13 protein-coding genes are annotated in these 17,266 nt (G+C 46.8%); 6 read left to right on the top strand and 7 right to left on the bottom strand.

All coding sequences use genetic code 11. From position 1 onward, the window contains the following. Nucleotides 1–166 precede the first annotated feature (166 nt). Both QUA33_RS25330 and QUA33_RS25335 read right to left on the bottom strand, forming a co-directional pair. Nucleotides 167–1,039, bottom strand: a complete 873-nt coding sequence (locus QUA33_RS25330; protein WP_333152181.1) for a calcium-binding protein — start codon at nucleotides 1,037–1,039, stop codon at nucleotides 167–169. A 428-nt stretch (nucleotides 1,040–1,467) separates the two neighbouring features. Then, nucleotides 1,468–2,490, bottom strand: coding sequence for a hypothetical protein (locus QUA33_RS25335; RefSeq protein WP_333152183.1), 1,023 nt, complete (start codon nucleotides 2,488–2,490; stop codon nucleotides 1,468–1,470). Between the two features lie 524 nt (nucleotides 2,491–3,014). Here QUA33_RS25335 and QUA33_RS25340 point away from each other — a divergent pair. Then, nucleotides 3,015–4,733, top strand: coding sequence for an NB-ARC domain-containing protein (locus QUA33_RS25340; protein ID WP_333152185.1), 1,719 nt, complete (start codon nucleotides 3,015–3,017; stop codon nucleotides 4,731–4,733). Between the two features lie 333 nt (nucleotides 4,734–5,066). Here QUA33_RS25340 and secA read toward each other — a convergent pair whose 3' ends face one another. Together secA and QUA33_RS25350 are read right to left on the bottom strand one after the other, a co-directional pair. Beyond that, nucleotides 5,067–7,883, bottom strand: coding sequence for a preprotein translocase subunit SecA (gene secA, locus QUA33_RS25345; RefSeq protein WP_333152187.1), 2,817 nt, complete (start codon nucleotides 7,881–7,883; stop codon nucleotides 5,067–5,069). A 409-nt stretch (nucleotides 7,884–8,292) separates the two neighbouring features. Further along, nucleotides 8,293–9,225 carry a ribonuclease Z gene (locus QUA33_RS25350; RefSeq protein ID WP_333152189.1) on the bottom strand — a complete coding sequence of 311 codons (933 nt, stop codon included), beginning with the start codon at nucleotides 9,223–9,225 and terminating at the stop codon, nucleotides 8,293–8,295. Between the two features lie 264 nt (nucleotides 9,226–9,489). Here QUA33_RS25350 and QUA33_RS25355 point away from each other — a divergent pair, with 264 nt between their 5' ends. Both QUA33_RS25355 and QUA33_RS25360 read left to right on the top strand, forming a co-directional pair. Then, nucleotides 9,490–10,665, top strand: a complete 1,176-nt coding sequence (locus QUA33_RS25355; protein ID WP_333152191.1) for a SpoIID/LytB domain-containing protein — start codon at nucleotides 9,490–9,492, stop codon at nucleotides 10,663–10,665. A gap of 177 nt (nucleotides 10,666–10,842) precedes the next feature. Next, nucleotides 10,843–11,067 (top strand): hypothetical protein, encoded by a 225-nt coding sequence (locus QUA33_RS25360; protein ID WP_015174403.1) that lies wholly within the window; start codon nucleotides 10,843–10,845, stop codon nucleotides 11,065–11,067. A gap of 201 nt (nucleotides 11,068–11,268) precedes the next feature. Here QUA33_RS25360 and QUA33_RS25365 read toward each other — a convergent pair whose 3' ends face one another. Next, the gene (locus QUA33_RS25365; RefSeq protein WP_333152193.1) at nucleotides 11,269–12,585 is read right to left on the bottom strand and encodes a hypothetical protein; all 1,317 of its coding nucleotides are present in this window, start codon (nucleotides 12,583–12,585) and stop codon (nucleotides 11,269–11,271) included. A 633-nt stretch (nucleotides 12,586–13,218) separates the two neighbouring features. Between QUA33_RS25365 and QUA33_RS25370 the strand changes: the two genes are divergently transcribed. From QUA33_RS25370 to QUA33_RS25380, 3 genes are all read left to right on the top strand, one after another. After that, nucleotides 13,219–13,740, top strand: a complete 522-nt coding sequence (locus tag QUA33_RS25370; RefSeq protein WP_333039118.1) for a photosystem I assembly protein Ycf3 — start codon at nucleotides 13,219–13,221, stop codon at nucleotides 13,738–13,740. 176 nt (nucleotides 13,741–13,916) lie between these two features. Beyond that, a complete protein-coding gene (gene gatC, locus QUA33_RS25375) occupies nucleotides 13,917–14,198 on the top strand; it encodes an Asp-tRNA(Asn)/Glu-tRNA(Gln) amidotransferase subunit GatC (RefSeq protein WP_190663714.1) in 282 nt (93 codons plus the stop codon). A 209-nt stretch (nucleotides 14,199–14,407) separates the two neighbouring features. Further along, nucleotides 14,408–15,124, top strand: a complete 717-nt coding sequence (locus QUA33_RS25380; protein WP_333152195.1) for a TrkA family potassium uptake protein — start codon at nucleotides 14,408–14,410, stop codon at nucleotides 15,122–15,124. On the opposite strand, the gene QUA33_RS25385 is transcribed toward QUA33_RS25380, so the two are convergent. Both QUA33_RS25385 and QUA33_RS25390 read right to left on the bottom strand, forming a co-directional pair. Further along, nucleotides 15,081–16,712 (bottom strand): sodium:proton antiporter, encoded by a 1,632-nt coding sequence (locus QUA33_RS25385; RefSeq protein WP_333152196.1) that lies wholly within the window; start codon nucleotides 16,710–16,712, stop codon nucleotides 15,081–15,083. The genes QUA33_RS25380 and QUA33_RS25385 overlap by 44 nt on opposite strands. 243 nt (nucleotides 16,713–16,955) lie before the next feature. Then, nucleotides 16,956–17,174 carry a hypothetical protein gene (locus QUA33_RS25390; protein WP_333152199.1) on the bottom strand — a complete coding sequence of 73 codons (219 nt, stop codon included), beginning with the start codon at nucleotides 17,172–17,174 and terminating at the stop codon, nucleotides 16,956–16,958. Nucleotides 17,175–17,266: the final 92 nt, after the last annotated feature.

The following is a 17,266-nucleotide window of genomic DNA, read 5'->3' on the forward strand; positions in this document are numbered from 1 at the left end:
TCTATCCTTGCTCTTCGCTGTGCTTATCTCAACGGTCAACTTTCACTTTGATGTATTTGCCAAACTGAGATGCACCCAAGCAAAGTGCGATCGCCCCCTCTCAAACTCAAAGGCGATCGCTCTTAATTCCACTCAAGTAGGGCCCACAAAGCTCATGCTCCAAAAACTATATTGTATCAAAAACCGCAAGATTAAGCAATGGCGTCACATCGCTTAGACTAGCCCCTTGAAAGATAACCACATAACGGGTGCCGAGTTTAATTGCCGTAGCAGGGACCGCACCTACTCCATCCAGATTCAAAGTTAGATCTTCAAAGGAGAAATTCTGGACATCAGCAATAAAACTCGTTAGATTAACTTTATCCCCAACGGTAAAGTCTGTAATCACATCTGCATCTTCTGCCAAGCTGGGTAAATCTCGGGCGATCGCAAATATATCGTTTCCACCGCCACCTGTGAGGATGTCTTGACCGCGATCGCCACTCAATATGTCGTCGCCGTTACCACCAATCAGGACATCATTTTCTTTACCACCCCAAAGAATGTCATTGCCATCTCCTCCAATGAGCGTATCGTTGTCATTGTTGCCTGACAAGGTATCGTCTTCATCACCGCCGTCAAGTCGATCGGACTGTTTACCCCCGACCAAACTGTCCCTGCCTGCCTCTCCGTCAATTGTATCGGCTCCTAGCATTCCGTTAACGGTATCATAGCCGTTTGTCCCAATAATATTGTCGTTGCCAGATAGCCCCAAGATTGGTGGGCGAATGGGGGGAGATATGGGAAATATGGGAACTGATGACACCAAAACATTATCATTACCGTCTGAGAGATTGTAAAAGACTTCATTGGAAACATTAAAAGTGTTTGCTGGTAGTCCGGTAGGATTGCCAGGGGCTGCGTCATTGATTGCAGGTGTCGCGATCGTTACAGGTGTCAGTCTCGGCGTCGGTGGAGGTGGCGTCGGTGTACTAAATATAGGATTTATACCGCCTAATGCTGCTGACTTACGTATGATAACAGGAGAATCAGTACCCATGATATTGACTTCAAAACTGTCGCCGCTTATTGCTTTAATCCTACTTAAAATATGCTGTTTCTCGGAATTTTTGCTTTTTTGCCTTGACGCTGCACCCAATGGATTTATCCTCAAAAAGTCAACCCAAGGCTGAGGTAGCATATCTTTATAGCAAATATATTGATACACTTCCCGGGCGAGTCACCTGTGCAGTTATGCTGAAATCTGGAACTAGATGCTATCTTTATTGGTAGGTTTTAGAGAAGGCGATCGCACTTTTTGAAATACAAATAAATGCAACTAATAAACTAATTTCGTAAAAATTACTGAACTTAGGCACCAGAAACCATTAGCCGGATTTCTCTAAGCGTTCGCCAAAGCTATCCGCTCGAGAAATCCGGTTTTTATAGTTTCAGCAGTCCATTAACAGAGTTTTTCCCCAGGCTGCTTTACTTAGAAGGAAGCGCATAGAAGGTTACACCTTCATCCCGGAAATTAGGCAACTCATTAATCACTTTCTGCCTGGTAGCTGGGTCAGCGGTGTAAAAGTGGGTAATAGCTTGTGAATTTCTCCGTTCAGCGTCTAGATTCGCGAAACGGTAGACGGGAATTGCACCGGGAAACGAAGAGGCATAGGCACTGAAAACGTCACCCTGATCTGTAAACTGAGGCAAGTTGCTTTTCACTAATGCTATTGACCCTGGATCGGCGGTGTAAAAATAAGTTCCTGTCGCCGTATTCAAGAAGCGGCGAACCTGGACGTTACCCGCACCGGGAGCGATAAATTCGTCGCCTTCACTGCGATAGCGGGGGTTGGTAAGCCGATCGGCAATTTCAGTTGAATTTGAGGTATAAAAGTGCGCCTGGGTGACATTATCCCAGAAGCGTCGGACAGGAGCATTGGTGCCAGGAGCAGTGCCGCCACCAGGAGTGCCGCCACCAGGAGTGCCGCCACCAGGAGGGACACCTACAGGGTTGCCGTTGGTATCAAGAATTTGACCTGTTAAAGAATCTTTCCATGTGACCTCGCCAGCGTTAGTGGAGGCCTGTAACGTGAAGTTTTGAGGGAGAATCGCATCAGGTAGGGCATCGTAGGTAGTAACGCGAACTACATAGTCAGAAACACCATCACTGGTTAGCTGCCCTGGAATTCCACGAAAACTTGGGGCTAAGCCTGGTGCAATCTTTGAATTGCCAGCCCCACCATCGTCATCGTTTTCTGCTACAGGAGGAGTGCCAGGAAGAATTATATTGTCACCTGTGCTATCTTTGGCGATTCTATAGACTTCTAGAAAAGGATCGAATGGAGTAGCGGCGCCTTTAAACAGCTCAATGGTGACAGGTTGGCTGGCAAAATCAACCTGTAAAATGTAATCTTTATAGCGCGTGGTTGCAGCAGCGTCACCGGAAACGGGGGTGAGTATTCCCTTGTCTGTTATTTTTAAGGTATTGTTGATTTGCTTGGTTGTCATGGTTTTTGCACCTTAATTTATTGCGAACAAATTTATAGCAGAACGATCGCTCTTACAGGGCGAAAAGCACAGCAGGCTCTATGTGAAACAAGAGTTTGCAGGGGTGACACCGCCGATAAGATGCAGGCTGCAAGGCAGCTCCATCTGTTCAAGTCAGATTGTGATTGAGTAGGAGTCTGAACGCCCGGATATGAATGTACCGCGCTCTAATATCTATAACCCGCTCCCCCGCAGCCCTACATTTAAAATGGTCCTAACTATCGAGGCAACTGCTAGAATAGTCATTCCTTGTCAAGATGAGATGTTCGGGCTCAATCCACCCTGATTCAACAATAAGCCGGTGATCCCGGTGGCGTATGTGATAAAAAGTTATAAATAGTTAGTATTTTGCCTGCGCGTTATAATGATTATCAGGGTAACACCCCATTAGCCTAGTGATTTGGCTACTGAACCGTCCCCAGGCGGGAACCTCAAAATTCCCAATGTAGGTGAGCCGATCAAAATTGCTAATTTTCTATAAATAAATGACTGTTGACGAAGCCCTCCTTTTTTTAGCATCCGTTCTTCAATCAGAACAGCTCAACGATATTCAAGAGCTAGTATTTCGGCAAACTTGGCAAGGATGCTCTTATCCAGAGATTGCTAAGATGGCTGGTTATGATGCAGAGTACATCAAACTCGTTGGCTTCCAATTATGGCAAATCCTCAGTCGAGTATTTGGGGAAAAGGTTAATAAAAGTAACGTTCAGTCAGTCTTGCGGCGAAAGGCACAACAAATGCAAGTAGTCGCAACACCATCAAACAGTACCTCTATTGATGAGATTAGAAATACTCAAGCCGCTGGAAGTGACACTATTACTCACTTGGTAACAGTTGAAGGATCGACTGCCAATAAATGTCAAGATTGGGGTGAGGCGATCGATGTCTGTGATTTCTATGGACGTGCAGAACAACTAGCTCTGTTAGAACAGTGTATTGTGCGCGATCGCTGCCGTCTAGTGATGGTATTGGGTATGGGCGGCATCGGCAAAACGGCGATTTCCGTCAAGATAGCAAAACGCATTCAGGAGCATTTTGATTATGTCATCTGGCGAAGTCTCCGCAACGCTCCACCCCTCCTCGACCTTCTAGCAGATTTGATTCAATTTCTATCGAAACACAAGGAAACCGTTTTTTCGGATACTGTAGACGGCAGAATCTCGCAGCTAATGGGATATTTACGAGCCTCGCGCTGTCTTTTGGTTCTCGATAATGCCGAGTCAATTTTGCGATCGGGCGATCGCACGGGTGGCTATCGAGAAGGATATGAGGGTTACGGTCAATTGCTTAGTTATCTGGCAGAAACCCCCCATAAAAGTACCATTGTGCTAACCAGTCGGGAGAAGCCGAAAGAACTAGCGACACAGGAAGGCGAAACCCTACCCGTTCGCTCATTACAACTGCCTGGTTTATCCACAGAAGCAGGAAAGAAAATTTTTCAAGACAAGGGTGCTTTTTCAGGGTCAGAATCCGAATGGAAAGCTCTAATTGAACACTATGCTGGGAATCCCTTAGCATTAAAAATGGTAGCTCCTGTTATTCGAGATTTATTTGATAGCAGTCTTTCTAATTTCTTAGAATTATTAAACCAAGTTACCTTAATCTTTGATGATATTCGCAATCTCTTAGACCGACAGTTCAATCGCCTATCTGCTTTTGAAAAAGAGGTAATGTACTGCGTCGCCATCAATCGAGAGCCAGTCTCATTTTTAGAAGTGCAGAAAGGTTTAGTAATAGAACTGTCGCCAACGGAACTCCTAGAGACGTTTGCTTCTCTTGCAAGGCGATCGCTCATTAAAAAAACCACAGGTGGCTTTACTCAACAACCCGTCGTCATGGAATACATAACAGAACAGTTAATCGAACAGATATGCCAAGAAATAATTACTGCTAAAATTGACCTTTTCAAGAGCCATCCTCTCATCAAAGCCCGATCAAAAGACTATGTGAGGGATACTCAATCTCGCCTGATTCTCAACCCCATTGCCAAGCGGCTACTCTCCTGTTTTGAAAGCCAGCGCTCGCTAGAAAATCAGCTCAATCTCATTCTTACATACCTGCGAGGAAAGCCCGCACGGGAAACGGGATATGCGGCGGGGAATGTTATTAATCTCCTGGGGCAGATACAAACAGATTTAAGGGGCTGGGATTTTTCTAATTTAACGATTTGGCCCGCTTATTTACCCCAGGCAAATTTACATTAAAGAAACTTTGCTGGTGCTGATTTAGCTAGTTATGTTTTTGCTGAAAACTTTGGTAGTGGTTTGTCAGTTGCCTTTAGTTTAGATTGAAAACTGCTAACGATGGACCCTACAAATGGTGAGATTCAGTCGTGACAACTCCTAGAAGCTAGGCTAATGATGAGCAGCAAGGGACACGCCAGATAGTTAATCGATTTGAGGGATGAGTTTCACTTTCAGCCCATCGCCTGCTGCTGTTATTGTCTCCGCTAACAACTCGCTTGATTTAGGAATGGACAGGGCTGGGTGGGCATTGCCCACCTTACCCATTTTTTAACTGTTAACTGTTAACTATTTTCAAACCATCTCTGGCGAAACTTGCATTGCCGGCTGCGGCTGGAACTGGAACAGCGAATAAACCACATTGCGGCGGATATCCGTCATCATGTCCAAAAACAGCTCGTAACCTTCAGTTTTGTACTCGATTAACGGGTCTTTCTGCCCGTAACCGCGCAGCCCTACAGACTCGCGCAAAGCATCCATTTGCTGCAAGTGTTCCCGCCACAAAGTATCAATTTGCTGCAAAATAAAGAACCGTTCCGCATCTCGCATCAATTCAGCTCGGATTGCATTAACTTCCGCTTCTTTAATGTCGTAAGCATTGCGGACTTGTTCGTGCAGGAATGTTTTAATTTCCTCAACGGACAAATCTTCTAGCTGATCCGGTGTCATGTCAGCGAGTAGATAAACAAATTCCTTCACCTTGCTCACAAGTTTGTCGATTTCCCATTCTTCCGAAGGTAAATCGGGATTGATATATGCTCCCACGATGTCGTCCATCGTCTGTTCGGCATACCTAATTACCTGTTCTTTGGAGTCCAAACCTTCCAAGACTCGGCGGCGTTCCGCATAGATTGCCCGACGCTGATTGTTCATCACTTCGTCGTATTCAAATACCTGCTTGCGGATATCGTAATAGTAGGTTTCGACTTTTTTCTGAGCGCCTTCGAGGGAACGAGTCAGCATTCCAGATTCGATCGGCATATCTTCCTCAACACCGAAAGCCTTCATCAAACCGGCAACCCGTTCGCCGCCGAAAATCCTGAGCAAATTGTCTTCCAAACTCAAGAAAAACCGCGTGGAACCAGGGTCTCCTTGGCGTCCCGCCCGGCCGCGCAACTGATTGTCGATCCGGCGCGATTCGTGGCGTTCGGTACCGATGACGTGCAAACCTCCCAACTGCACGACTTCATCGTGTTCGGTGCTGGTAAAAGCATCGTATTCGCGGCGAGTTAAATTGTAAGCTTCCCGCAATTTTTGAATTACCGGGTCTTTTGTCGGCGCTTTTTCCGAAGCTATAGCCACGATATCATCGGCTTGCAATTCCGAGAGCGATCGCTCGCCGTACTCTTTCACCGCCAATTCCACGGCCGCCTTGAGCATTTGCTCGGCATCTTTCGATAGCTGCGTCGGGAAAATCTGCGCCGAAGCTTTCCAAGACTTTACCTTTTTCGCAGTCGGAGCAAAACCTTGAGGTGCGGGGCGGCCACTAATACCAGGCACTTGCACCACCGAAAACCCGTCCTCATCCTCTGGTTGCACGATCCGGGGCATAAAATACTCCCGCAACTTGAGGCGCGCCATGTACTCAGAATTACCGCCCAAAATAATATCAGTACCGCGTCCCGCCATGTTTGTCGCGATCGTCACAGCGCCTTTGCGTCCGGCTTGAGCGATAATTTCTGATTCCCGCTCCACATTTTCCGGTTTAGCATTAAGCAAATTGTGAGGAATTTTCCTCTCCAGCAGCAGCCGCGACAGCAACTCTGACTTTTCCACACTCGTAGTACCCACCAGCACAGGCCGACCGATCTCGTGCATTTCCGCGCATTCTTGGGAGATGGCATTCCACTTCCCAGCCTCCGCCTTGTAAACCATATCCGAAAGGTCTGTGCGGCTGGTAATGCGGTTAGTGGGAATCAGCGTTACTTCCAGATTGTAAATCTTCTCAAACTCGGTCTCTTCTGTCTTTGCCGTCCCAGTCATCCCCGACAGCTTCGGATAAAGCAAAAAGAAATTCTGATAAGTAATTGTCGCCAGCGTCTGAGTTTCCGGCTGAATTTCCGCCCGTTCCTTGGCTTCGATCGCCTGGTGCAAACCGTCACTCCAACGGCGTCCCGGCATCACCCGGCCGGTAAACTCATCCACAATCACGACTTCGCCATCGGGAGTGACGATGTAGTTAATATCCTTAATAAACAATTCCTTCGCCTTAATCGCATTAAAAATGTAATGCGCCCAAGGGTCAGCCGGGTCGTACAAATCCGTAACACCCAACAACCGCTCAGCTTCACCAAAGCCTTCATCGGTCAATAGCACATTCCGAGCCTTTTCGTCAACCTCGTAATGTTCTTCATTTTCCTTTCTCAGAGCAGCAGCTACCTCAGCCGCCCGTATATACTTCTCACTGGGGCGTTCCACCTGGCCGGAAATAATCAAAGGCGTCCGTGCTTCATCAATCAGCACCGAGTCAACCTCGTCAATCACGCAGAAATTAAAAGGACGCTGCACTACATCTTCCATGACAGTAGCCATGTTGTCGCGCAAATAATCAAAGCCGACTTCGCTGTTAGTGGCGTAGGTAATATCGCAGCTATAATTTTTCTTTCGTTCCACCTGATCCATGCCCTGCTGAATCAGTCCCACAGTCAATCCCAGGAAGCGGTGCACTTGTCCCATCCATTCCGCGTCCCGTCTGGCGAGATAATCGTTGACGGTAATGATGTGTACGCCTTTACCGTTGAGGGCGTTGAGGTAAGCCGGCAGCGTCGCCACCAGAGTTTTGCCCTCACCGGTTTTCATTTCGGCAATTTGGCCTTTGTGCAGGATAATGCCCCCGAGGAGTTGGACATCAAAGTGGCGCATTCCTAAAACCCGTTGTCCCGCTTCCCGCACCACTGCAAAAGCCTCCGGCAAGATTTCGTCTAGGATCTCTTTCTCTTCGTTGAGAGATTTAGCTTTTGCCAGACGTTCTTGAAACTCCGCCGTTTTGCCTCTGAGGCCGTCGTCTGAGAGTGCGCGGATGTCTTCTTCCAAAATATTGATATCAGCTACCCAAGGCTGAAATTTTCTAAGTTTGCGCGCGTTGGGATCGCCTAGCAGATTTTTAAACATGGCAGGAGAGGCAGATTTTTAATAATTTAGCTATTAGCTTTCAGGGTTACGGGCTGTAGTGTTAGCCACAACATATACCCTCCCCGATTGTAGCAACCATTGGCTGTCCTGGGCCGTCGCTGCGGGCGATCGACCGATTTTGGATTTTAGATTGTGGATTTGAGATTGAAGTTGGTCAAGGCGGGGTACGATCGCAACTCAGGTATATCTGCTTACTGACAATTCTCTGGCGTAACAGGCAATCTCCCTGTTCAGCCAGAGATTAATGTTTTTCTTGCTAATTTCAGCAACAGGCTTTCCGGCCTGTTCCACAATAGATTAATGTTTTTGTGGGGTGGGCCCCAGAACCCGCCCGATCATCGCCCTTATTGAAAAAGCCGTCACATCTCAGGCCAGATTAACCCTAGTTTTAAACAGGGCGCGGCACTTCGTAAGTCAAAAAGTCATAGGCCATTTTCGTATTCGGAAAAATTGCCTGCGCTTCCTTGAGCAAATCATCCAGGACGATCGCATTCCCCGGAGCGTAACGCGGGCTAAAATGCGTCATAATTAGCTGTTTCGCCCCAGCCGTCAAAGCCACTTGAGCTGCCATTGTTGAAGTTGAATGGAGGCGATCGAAGGCCATTTGAGCATCTTGATGAGCAAAAGTAGCTTCATGCACCAACAAATCAGCATCCTTCGCTAATTCCACGGCTCCCTCACAAAAAACCGTGTCAGTACAATACACAAACTTGCGCCCGATTTGATCCGGGCCGCAAAAATCAGTACCTTTAAACTGTCGCCCGTCCTCTAACTTTACCGTCTTTCCTTGTTTTAATTGACCGTAAAGCGGCCCCCAAGGAATACCCGCAGCCTTGGCTTTTTCTACATCAAAATGTCCCGGACGATCTTTCTCAGTTACTCGATAACCAAAAGCAGTAACTCGGTGCTTTAAAGGGCCGCAGCTAACAATATATTCGTCATCTTCATAGATAACTCCTTCGTGAATTTTGTGTACCTTAACCGGGTAAGAAAAATGAGTTTGAGAATAACGAACACCAGCTTGCAAATATTCTTCAAGTCCCGGAGGCCCGTAAAGATCGATGCGCTTGACATTCCCCGCCAAACCGCAGCTAGCGAGCAAACCCATTAAGCCGAAAATATGGTCGCCGTGCAGGTGAGTGATGAAAATGCGGCTTAGTTGGCTGACTTTGAGATCGCTGCGGAGAAACTGGTGCTGAGTTCCTTCGCCGCAGTCAAACAGCCAGAGTTCGGCTCGCTGGGGCAAGCGGAGGGCGATGCTGGAAACGTTGCGCGATCGCGTGGGGACGCCTGAGCTAGTTCCGAGAAATGTAATCTGCAAGAGTCAAATCACCTCAATTAAGTCTTAAAAAATATGTTACATATATCCAGAGTGCGACAAATCCGACATATAGGAAATAGTCGCAGGCTGGAACCGGGATAAATCCCTGTTCCTGCGAACATCTCTTCGCTAAAATCATTTTTGACAAGCGTACAGAGCGATCCACCCAATTCTAACGTTTTGTTTCTTCCGTTCCCCTTCCTTTTTCCCTTGCCTTCCCTTAAAAATTCTTAAACTCATACAGCACAGGAGGAAAATTTTCAAATGCAGTCAGGAGTATTTTTTGCTTCGGTTTTTTCGACATTAAAAAAACGCTACTTTTGGATTTCGCTGTTGTTTTGGCTGGCAATGGTAGCCCCAGCACAGGCCGCGCTGATCTTGCGAGTGGCGGTACAAGACGGGGCAAGTCAGGTAAAAGTCGGCAGTTCTACTAAGGCTGCAATCCGCGACGGTAGTGGGCGCAATTTGGGCGAACTGTCGGCAAACAGTTCTCAGTCAGCTCAATTTCGATCGGGAACAGTGGCAATTGGTCGCTGGGCTGCCAACCAAGTTTGGATCGAGCCCACGGGGAACGGTTATGTTTGGATTGGCGATCGTTGGTATCGGGGACGCACGCTTCTAGTTCCCGAAAAAGGAGGTTTGACGGCCGTCAACTACGTGGATATCGAACAATATCTCTACAGTGTTCTCGGCGCCGAGATGAGCGGCAATTGGCCTCAAGAGGCTTTGAAAGCCCAAGCAGTCGCCGCCCGTTCCTACGCTATTCACCAGCGCCTGAAAAGCGAAACCGACCTTTACGACGTGGACAGCACTCAGTCTTCGCAGGTTTACAAAGGACTGCAAACAGAATCTTCTGGCACTTATTCCGCAGTCGATGCAACGGCGGGTCAAGTTATGGCCTACAACGGTCAGATAATTTTAGCCGCTTTCCACTCTGCGTCTGGGGGCCATACTGAAAATGTCGAGGATGTTTGGACGGAACCCCTGCCTTACCTGCGTGCTGTTCCTGACTTCGACCAAGGGGCGCCGGTTTACCAATGGAAAGAAAATTTTTCTCGGGCTCAAATCAGCAGTAAGATTTCTGGCGTGGGCAATGTGATCTCGATGAAGCCAGAACGCACTACCGCTTACGGCAGCGTTTTGAGGATGAAAGTAGTTGGAGATGCCGGTTCTAGGGTCATGACTGGCGCAGATTTACGCCGGGTTTTAAATTTGAGGAGTACGCGGTTTACCGTGATTCCTCAGTATGGGGGCGGTGGGAACCCAAGAAACAGTGCCCAAGCTCCTACCGGTTTTCAAGTTGCGGGCAAAGGTTTCGGTCACGCTGTAGGAATGAGCCAGTGGGGGGCCTACAATTTGGCCAGACAGGGATATGGCTACCAGCAGATTTTGTCGCACTATTACCGGGGTGCTACTTTGGCTAGAATTGCAGTGCAGTAACTGCTGGGAATTGGGAATTGGGAATTGGGAATTGGGTCGAAAAGCATTGGTAATTGGGAACTTGGAAGTGGGGCGAAAAGCATCTTCGCCGAAAAGCATTGGTTATTATAGCCAACAACAAATAACCAATAACTACTAACTACTGCCAACTGCCAACTAACTACATTAAGGATTGCTATGCAAAAGTGGGAGTATTTATTTGTGGATGCGAATATGTATCCTTTTGGAAACAAGCTGATTAGTTTATATGTAAACGGTGAAGAACAGCGAGATTGGAAACAAGGCTCGCTGCATCTATTTGTCAACCATTTGGGCGAGGAGGGATGGGAACTTGTGGCTCTGGATCACGACTCGAAGTATGACCAAAATTGTTTAATTTTTAAACGCCCTAAGCTTATTTAATAAAAATCTGAGTATAAAAAATTATGACATCAATAAAAATTGATATTTTCCACAATTATTAGTAGTAACGAGCTAACAGCCATGCCAGTTCCCCAACAAAAATATTTTATTGTGGAACAGGCATACTGCCTATTATTGAAAAAGGTGCAAGATTTTAGTGTCACCTAACTTAACAACAAAGAACTATTTTTTTCATTAGTATTACAAGTTGTCCGAGCGATCGATCCTGCGCTGCCATTCGGCATCTATTTTTGTTGACTGTTCTAGTTCTTGTTGGGTTAATTCGGTTTCTGTTGTATAAGCTAAGTCTTCTCCTGTCAGAACGTGTTCTGCTGCAAATTCCCGGGCGTAGGCCAGTTTTTTGAGCAAGTTGGCATCGGGTTCGTTTAATAACATTGCTCGCTGCTGACGCTCTTGATTGCGGGCTTCTATCCGGCTATTTTTCCACTGAATCCAGAAGTAGCGAATTAAAGGAATTGCGAGAAATCCGACGCCGTAAATCAGGATCGTGGGATAAACAGCGCTGACGAAACCGATAAATCCACCTGCGATTAAATTATTAGTTAATAGATTCCCCAAAACTAGCGCACCGACAAGATTGACGGCTCCTAACCCTGCTGCGAGCATGATTTGGCCGGAACTGGCGTTGCTGAAACGCCACAGCATTTCTCGCAAATAAGCTGCTACTGGTTCAGAATTTCTCTCGGTGGCTGTGGTTTGCAATTGCGGGAAGTGGTAGACTATTTGCCCTTCGGGACTGACTTCGGGACGGCCGTCAAAACGGGCGAGGGCTGGTAACATATATTCTTCGTATTCTCGGGCGTATCCTTGTCCGAGATTGTCTAGATATGGGGCAATTTGTTCGGCGGCGACGGCGCCTCGGTTGTTGCGAATTGCAGTCGCAATATCGCTCCACTTACGCTCTTCTAGATTGTAATTGGGATTGCCGTCTCCAAACAGAAAGGAAAAAACTGCTTCTAGAAAACTCATCTGGGGTTTTTGGCCAGTTAAGCGCGATCGCTGCTGGTAGTATGGTTGGTCATGGTTCCAGTAAAATATCCAGATTAAGTCGTTCCAGAAGTAGGGAAAAAACAAAAAGCCGCCATCTCTGCCGCCCCCGCCACCACCCTCTCCTCCTCCTCCGCCACCGTTATTGCTGTCGCCGCTGGAGAGTAAAATCGTGATAGCAACAAAAATTAAGAGGATGGAAGCTACCAGCACTATGCCGAAAGATATCCTAATCAGATAAAATAAAATGCGCCAGATTTTTTGCCACCATTCCTGCAACTGCAAGCGCAAGAATTTGTTTCGCAAAATATCTCGAAAGTTCTTGGGAAATAGGTAGGCAATGTCGCCGGATTCTGCTACTTGCAGGTTGCCGCCTGCTTCGGAGGCGAGGCTTAACAGTTCTCGCTGGGCAAAATTGACATCTAATCCAGCTTTTGCCGCCACGTCTCCAACCGTAACGCGGTAGCCAAGTTGTTCGACGGCTTGCATAATGGTGGGATTCGGAGCCATAGGTTTCTCTCTGTGAAAATTACCCGGTTATTTTTATTATATATTGCGGGAATTCGAGCGGGTTTTGACGATCGCCTTTCTGATTTTTTTTGAGGCTGCCCTTGACTTTGGGGCAAAATATTGCTAGTGTTTTGCCGAATAACTTTTAAGTATGGGCTGAACTCGGATAGCTTAATAAAACTTTGTGATTGAATTTCTCCTCGGCAGGCTATTTGCTTGTTTGCTCTGAGGGTCAACGACGGGGATGGTGAGTACAGCTAGTAGGGTAAGGTGCGCGATCGTCGCCCGTTGGTGTTAGCTTTCGCGATCCGAAGGAAAGCCATCGAAGAGGATTGTCCCTGCACCCTCCAGCAGAACTTTTTCCACTGTTGCGGGTTTTTGTAAGTTTTGTGTAGAGTACGAGAGAGAGGTTAAAGAAATCTGGTTTTTTTGCAAGTCTTGCAAGACTTATATAAAATAGATAGAACTTGCGAGAGTGTTAAACCCAAGGGCGTGTTTTAAGGTTCGCAGTTGCGATCGACTAAACTTTTTAGCGCCCTCAACACAACGGCCCACTACAACAGTGGCGCAATTATTAATAGGAAAACTTTACAGGCTAATTTTTCTGATTAGCCGCTAACCAAAGAATCGCATATGCCAAGAACTCAACGCAACGATAACTTTATTGACAAAAGTTTCACGGTAATGGCTGATATCATCCTAAAGATTATGCCAGCCAAAAAGCAGGCCAAGGAAGCTTTTGCTTATTACCGGGATGGTATGTCCGCTCAAGCAGATGGCGAATATGCTGAAGCGCTGGACAATTATCATGAAGCGCTGAAGCTGGAGGAAGATCCTTACGATCGCAGTTATGTCTTGTACAATATGGGGCTGATCCATACTAGCAACGGCGAACACGATAAAGCTTTGGAATATTACAGCGAGGCTTTGGATCTCAATCCGAGAATGCCACAAGCACTGAATAATATTGCTGTGATTTACCACTATCAAGGGGAAAAGGAAAAGGAAGCGGGCAATATTGAAGGGGCGGAAGGCCTGTTTGATAAAGCTGCGGATTATTGGAAGGAGGCTATTCGCTTGGCCCCGAACAATTACATTGAGGTACAAAATTGGCTGAAGACGACAGGTCGATCGCAAATTGATGTGTATTTTTAACTATGATGGGAATGGGGCATAGGGCATGGAGCATAGTTAGTAGTTAGTAGTTAGTAGTTAGTCGTTTTTCTAATAACAAATAACAAATAACAAATAACAAATAACCAATTCCCCATTCCCAATTCCCCATTCCCAATTCCCCATCCCCAATTCCCAATTCCCAATTCCCAATTTTTATGATTGACAGAGAAGAAGTTCGGAAAGTAGCGAATTTAGCGAGATTGGAATTAACGCCGGAAGAAGAAGAGCAGTTTACTGGTCAACTTAACGGTATTTTGGATTATTTCGAGCAGTTGAGCGAACTGGATACGAGCAAGGTACAGCCGACAACGCGGGCGATCGATGTTAGTAACGTGATGCGATCGGACGATTTGCAACCTTTTCCTAAGCGAGAAAGTATTTTGGAGGGAGCCCCCGATCGCGATGGGGAGTTTTTTAAAGTGCCTAAGATTATGTAGGGTTCCCTCTACGCACCTAACTGAGGAACATCCCTTGAGGGGCGGGCTAGCAATGCCTGCCCCAAAAGCAGATTAAATTAACTGTGGAACAGGTAATAAGTAAGCCCGTTATAAGCCACCCCACAAGCCGATTAAACTGATAGAAACCCAACACAATATCGCTCATAGCGATCGCTCTGTAAAGTTCATTTTTGGGGTGACAAATAGTCATGTACGTATTAATTGGTGGAGCAGGAATGATGGGGCTGGGTTTGGCCCAGCAGTTATTAAAACTCGGCCATACGGTTGCAATCATCGATGCCGACCCGCTGGCCTGTCGCTTTGCTCGTGAAAAAATCGGAGTCATGGCATTTGAAGGCAGTGCGGTGAGCACAACGGTGCTTCTGGAAGCCGGAATTAAACAAGCAAACGCCGTCGTTGCTGCACTCAGGGACGATGCACTGAATTTAGCGCTGATCACCCTATCCAGAAGCTATGGCATTTCCCATATTGTGGTGCGAATGCGCGATCGCGAATTCATGGAAGCCTATCGCCTTGCCGGAGCCAGTCACATCATCAGCACGATTGATTTGGCAGTCGCAACAATGGCAAATGCGATTGAATATCCTCAAATCGAATCGATGATGCACTTTGAACAAGGACAAGTCGAGGTGCTAAAGCTGCCAGTTCCAGGCGATTGCAATGTGGCAGGTCGCAGCGTTGCTCAAATTGCTCAAGACCCCCGCTTTCCAACAGGTTCGCTGATTATTGGTTATCAATGCCATGCCTGCGCCAATCTGGAGATTCCGAACGGCAATACAGTTCTAGAAGCAGGTTCTACCATCCTGGTCGTCACCCGTCCAGAGCTAGTTCACCAGATGATTGATTACCTCGGCATTCGCGCTAGTCATCTGCCAACGTTAGAAGTTTCTCATCCAAATCTTTGATGTAAGGATGAACCAGATCCTCTGGAACAATTCGCTTGCGGAGCGCGTCGCTAACAGCTCCTTTTTCTGCTAAAAGCAATCGCCGTCGAATCGTATCTAGCCCGCTGCGATCGCCCTGTACTTGCCCTGCCCGATGTTTATTGTAGAGATCGCGCAGCACTCGCTCAGAGTGTGCTACTCGTGCTTGATATGATGCCCATAACTCTTCGTAAACTGCTTTCGGCAACACGCCAGATTTCAGCAAACTATCTAGCTCATCTTGAGCCGCTTTGGAAGCGATCAACTGAATCTGTAACTGCCCAGCTTCCTGCATTACATCAGAAACACGGCTTATTTTTAGTCGTTTTACCATCCACGGTAAACTTAATCCCTGTCCGACTAAGGAGAATAAAACTGCACCGAAAACCAGGGCAATTATGTTATCGCGTCCTGGTAGAGTCAAGGGAATCGCAACAGCTAAGGCCATTGATAGAGACCCTTTAATATTCCCTAAAACTAAAATGTGCTGCCAGCGTAGCGGAATGGGACGATCGAACCAGCGCAGCCCCGCTAATAACAAATAGACCGAGAGAATCCGTCCCAGTTGATAGGCCAGAATAACGAATAAAATGGATGGCAAAATTCTCCACAGCGTCAGCGGGTTAATTTCAATCCCAATCAGCAGGAAAATAAACGTATTGACGCCAAAACCAGCGTATTCCCAGAAACTCAGCAAGGTAATCCGATCCGAGGCAGACGAACTGCGAGGCAGCCCGAGGTTGCCAAAAACAAGTCCGGCGATGACCACCGCCACCGCGCCGGATACGCCTAAAAATTGTCCGATTTGGAAGGTTCCCAATGCGAGAGCGACTGTTAGCAAAAGGCTACTCAACGGATCGTTTAGGCGAACAAATATCGGCACGCTCAAATAACCTAAAACACCCCCGACCACTGCCCCACCTAAGGCAACCACGAGCAGTTCCTTCACGCCTTGTACAGCGGTGAGATAGCCTGTCGCATAAATGACCAAAACCAAATTAAATGAAATTAGAGCAGCCGCATCGTTAAACAGAGTTTCTCCTTCCACGATGGTGGTCAATCGAGAAGGCACGCGGATCTCTTTAAAAACCGCGATCATCGAAACTGTATCAGTGTTTGCCAGAATAACTCCGATCAGCGACGCTGGAATCCAGTCTAGCCCCAGCCCAAATTTAACCAGAACAGCGATAATTGCTGAAGAAAAGATAGAGCCGGGACCCGCCAGCAGGGCGATCGGCTTAAAGGTACTGCGGAGACGGCTGATATCCGTATTGATAGATGCTTCAAAAATAAGAATGGGTAGAAAAAGATTTAATACTAAAGATGGGTCTAAACCAATTCGACGCGATAAAACCTCCGTAATCGGCAAGCCTGCTAACACTAAGCCCGTTACATAGGGAATTCGCAACCGTTGAGTTACGAGTGCCACAAGAGTTGCAATCAGCAGCAGAATGATCAAGATGATGACCAATTCAGGAATGACTCCTGCCGTTTGGCTATTTGTAGCAGGCTCGCTGCCCAAAGGAGTTTGTTGCGCTACAATCGACTCTATCACCGATACTCCTCCCATAAACTCGTTTTCCTCAAAGAAATTAACAGATTAACTACCGTTTTAGTCTACAGGAGACGGTTCACTCTGTTGTAGGCGTAACTGCAATTTATGTGTTGTATTTGGATGAATGCTGAAGAAGCTGAAACGAGATTTATGGGTGGGCTCGGCGATCCGATCGTTTTTAAAGTGCAATTTTTTTGGTAGATCTCGATGATTTCCAAACCCTTACAGGATGCTAATTGCTCTTAATTGTGCTGGTTTTTAATTTTTTTTAACAGTATCTTCTGAAGTGTTGCCGACCCGATCGCGCTTGCCGCTAAGGCGGGTACTGGAAGCTGTCGATCCGTATGTCAGAAATAGGAGAGCGATCGCCCAAAGCCATCGACCGCCAAATTTTTGAGTGGGTTTTGGACGTTCTGATTTGCGGGAATAAATTCCTCGAAGGTAATCGTCCTTTCTTACCTTGAATTTATGTAGCATCACAGACACGCCACGGGGAGCGTGTCACTTTTGCAATAAGTACAAATACTTAGACAGCTTTTCCCGACTTGCCAATTAACCCATTTAAATAA

The sequence above is a fragment of the Microcoleus sp. Pol14D4 genome (genome assembly GCF_036701245.1).
In the GTDB taxonomy this organism is placed as follows: Bacteria; Cyanobacteriota; Cyanobacteriia; order Cyanobacteriales; family Microcoleaceae; genus Microcoleus.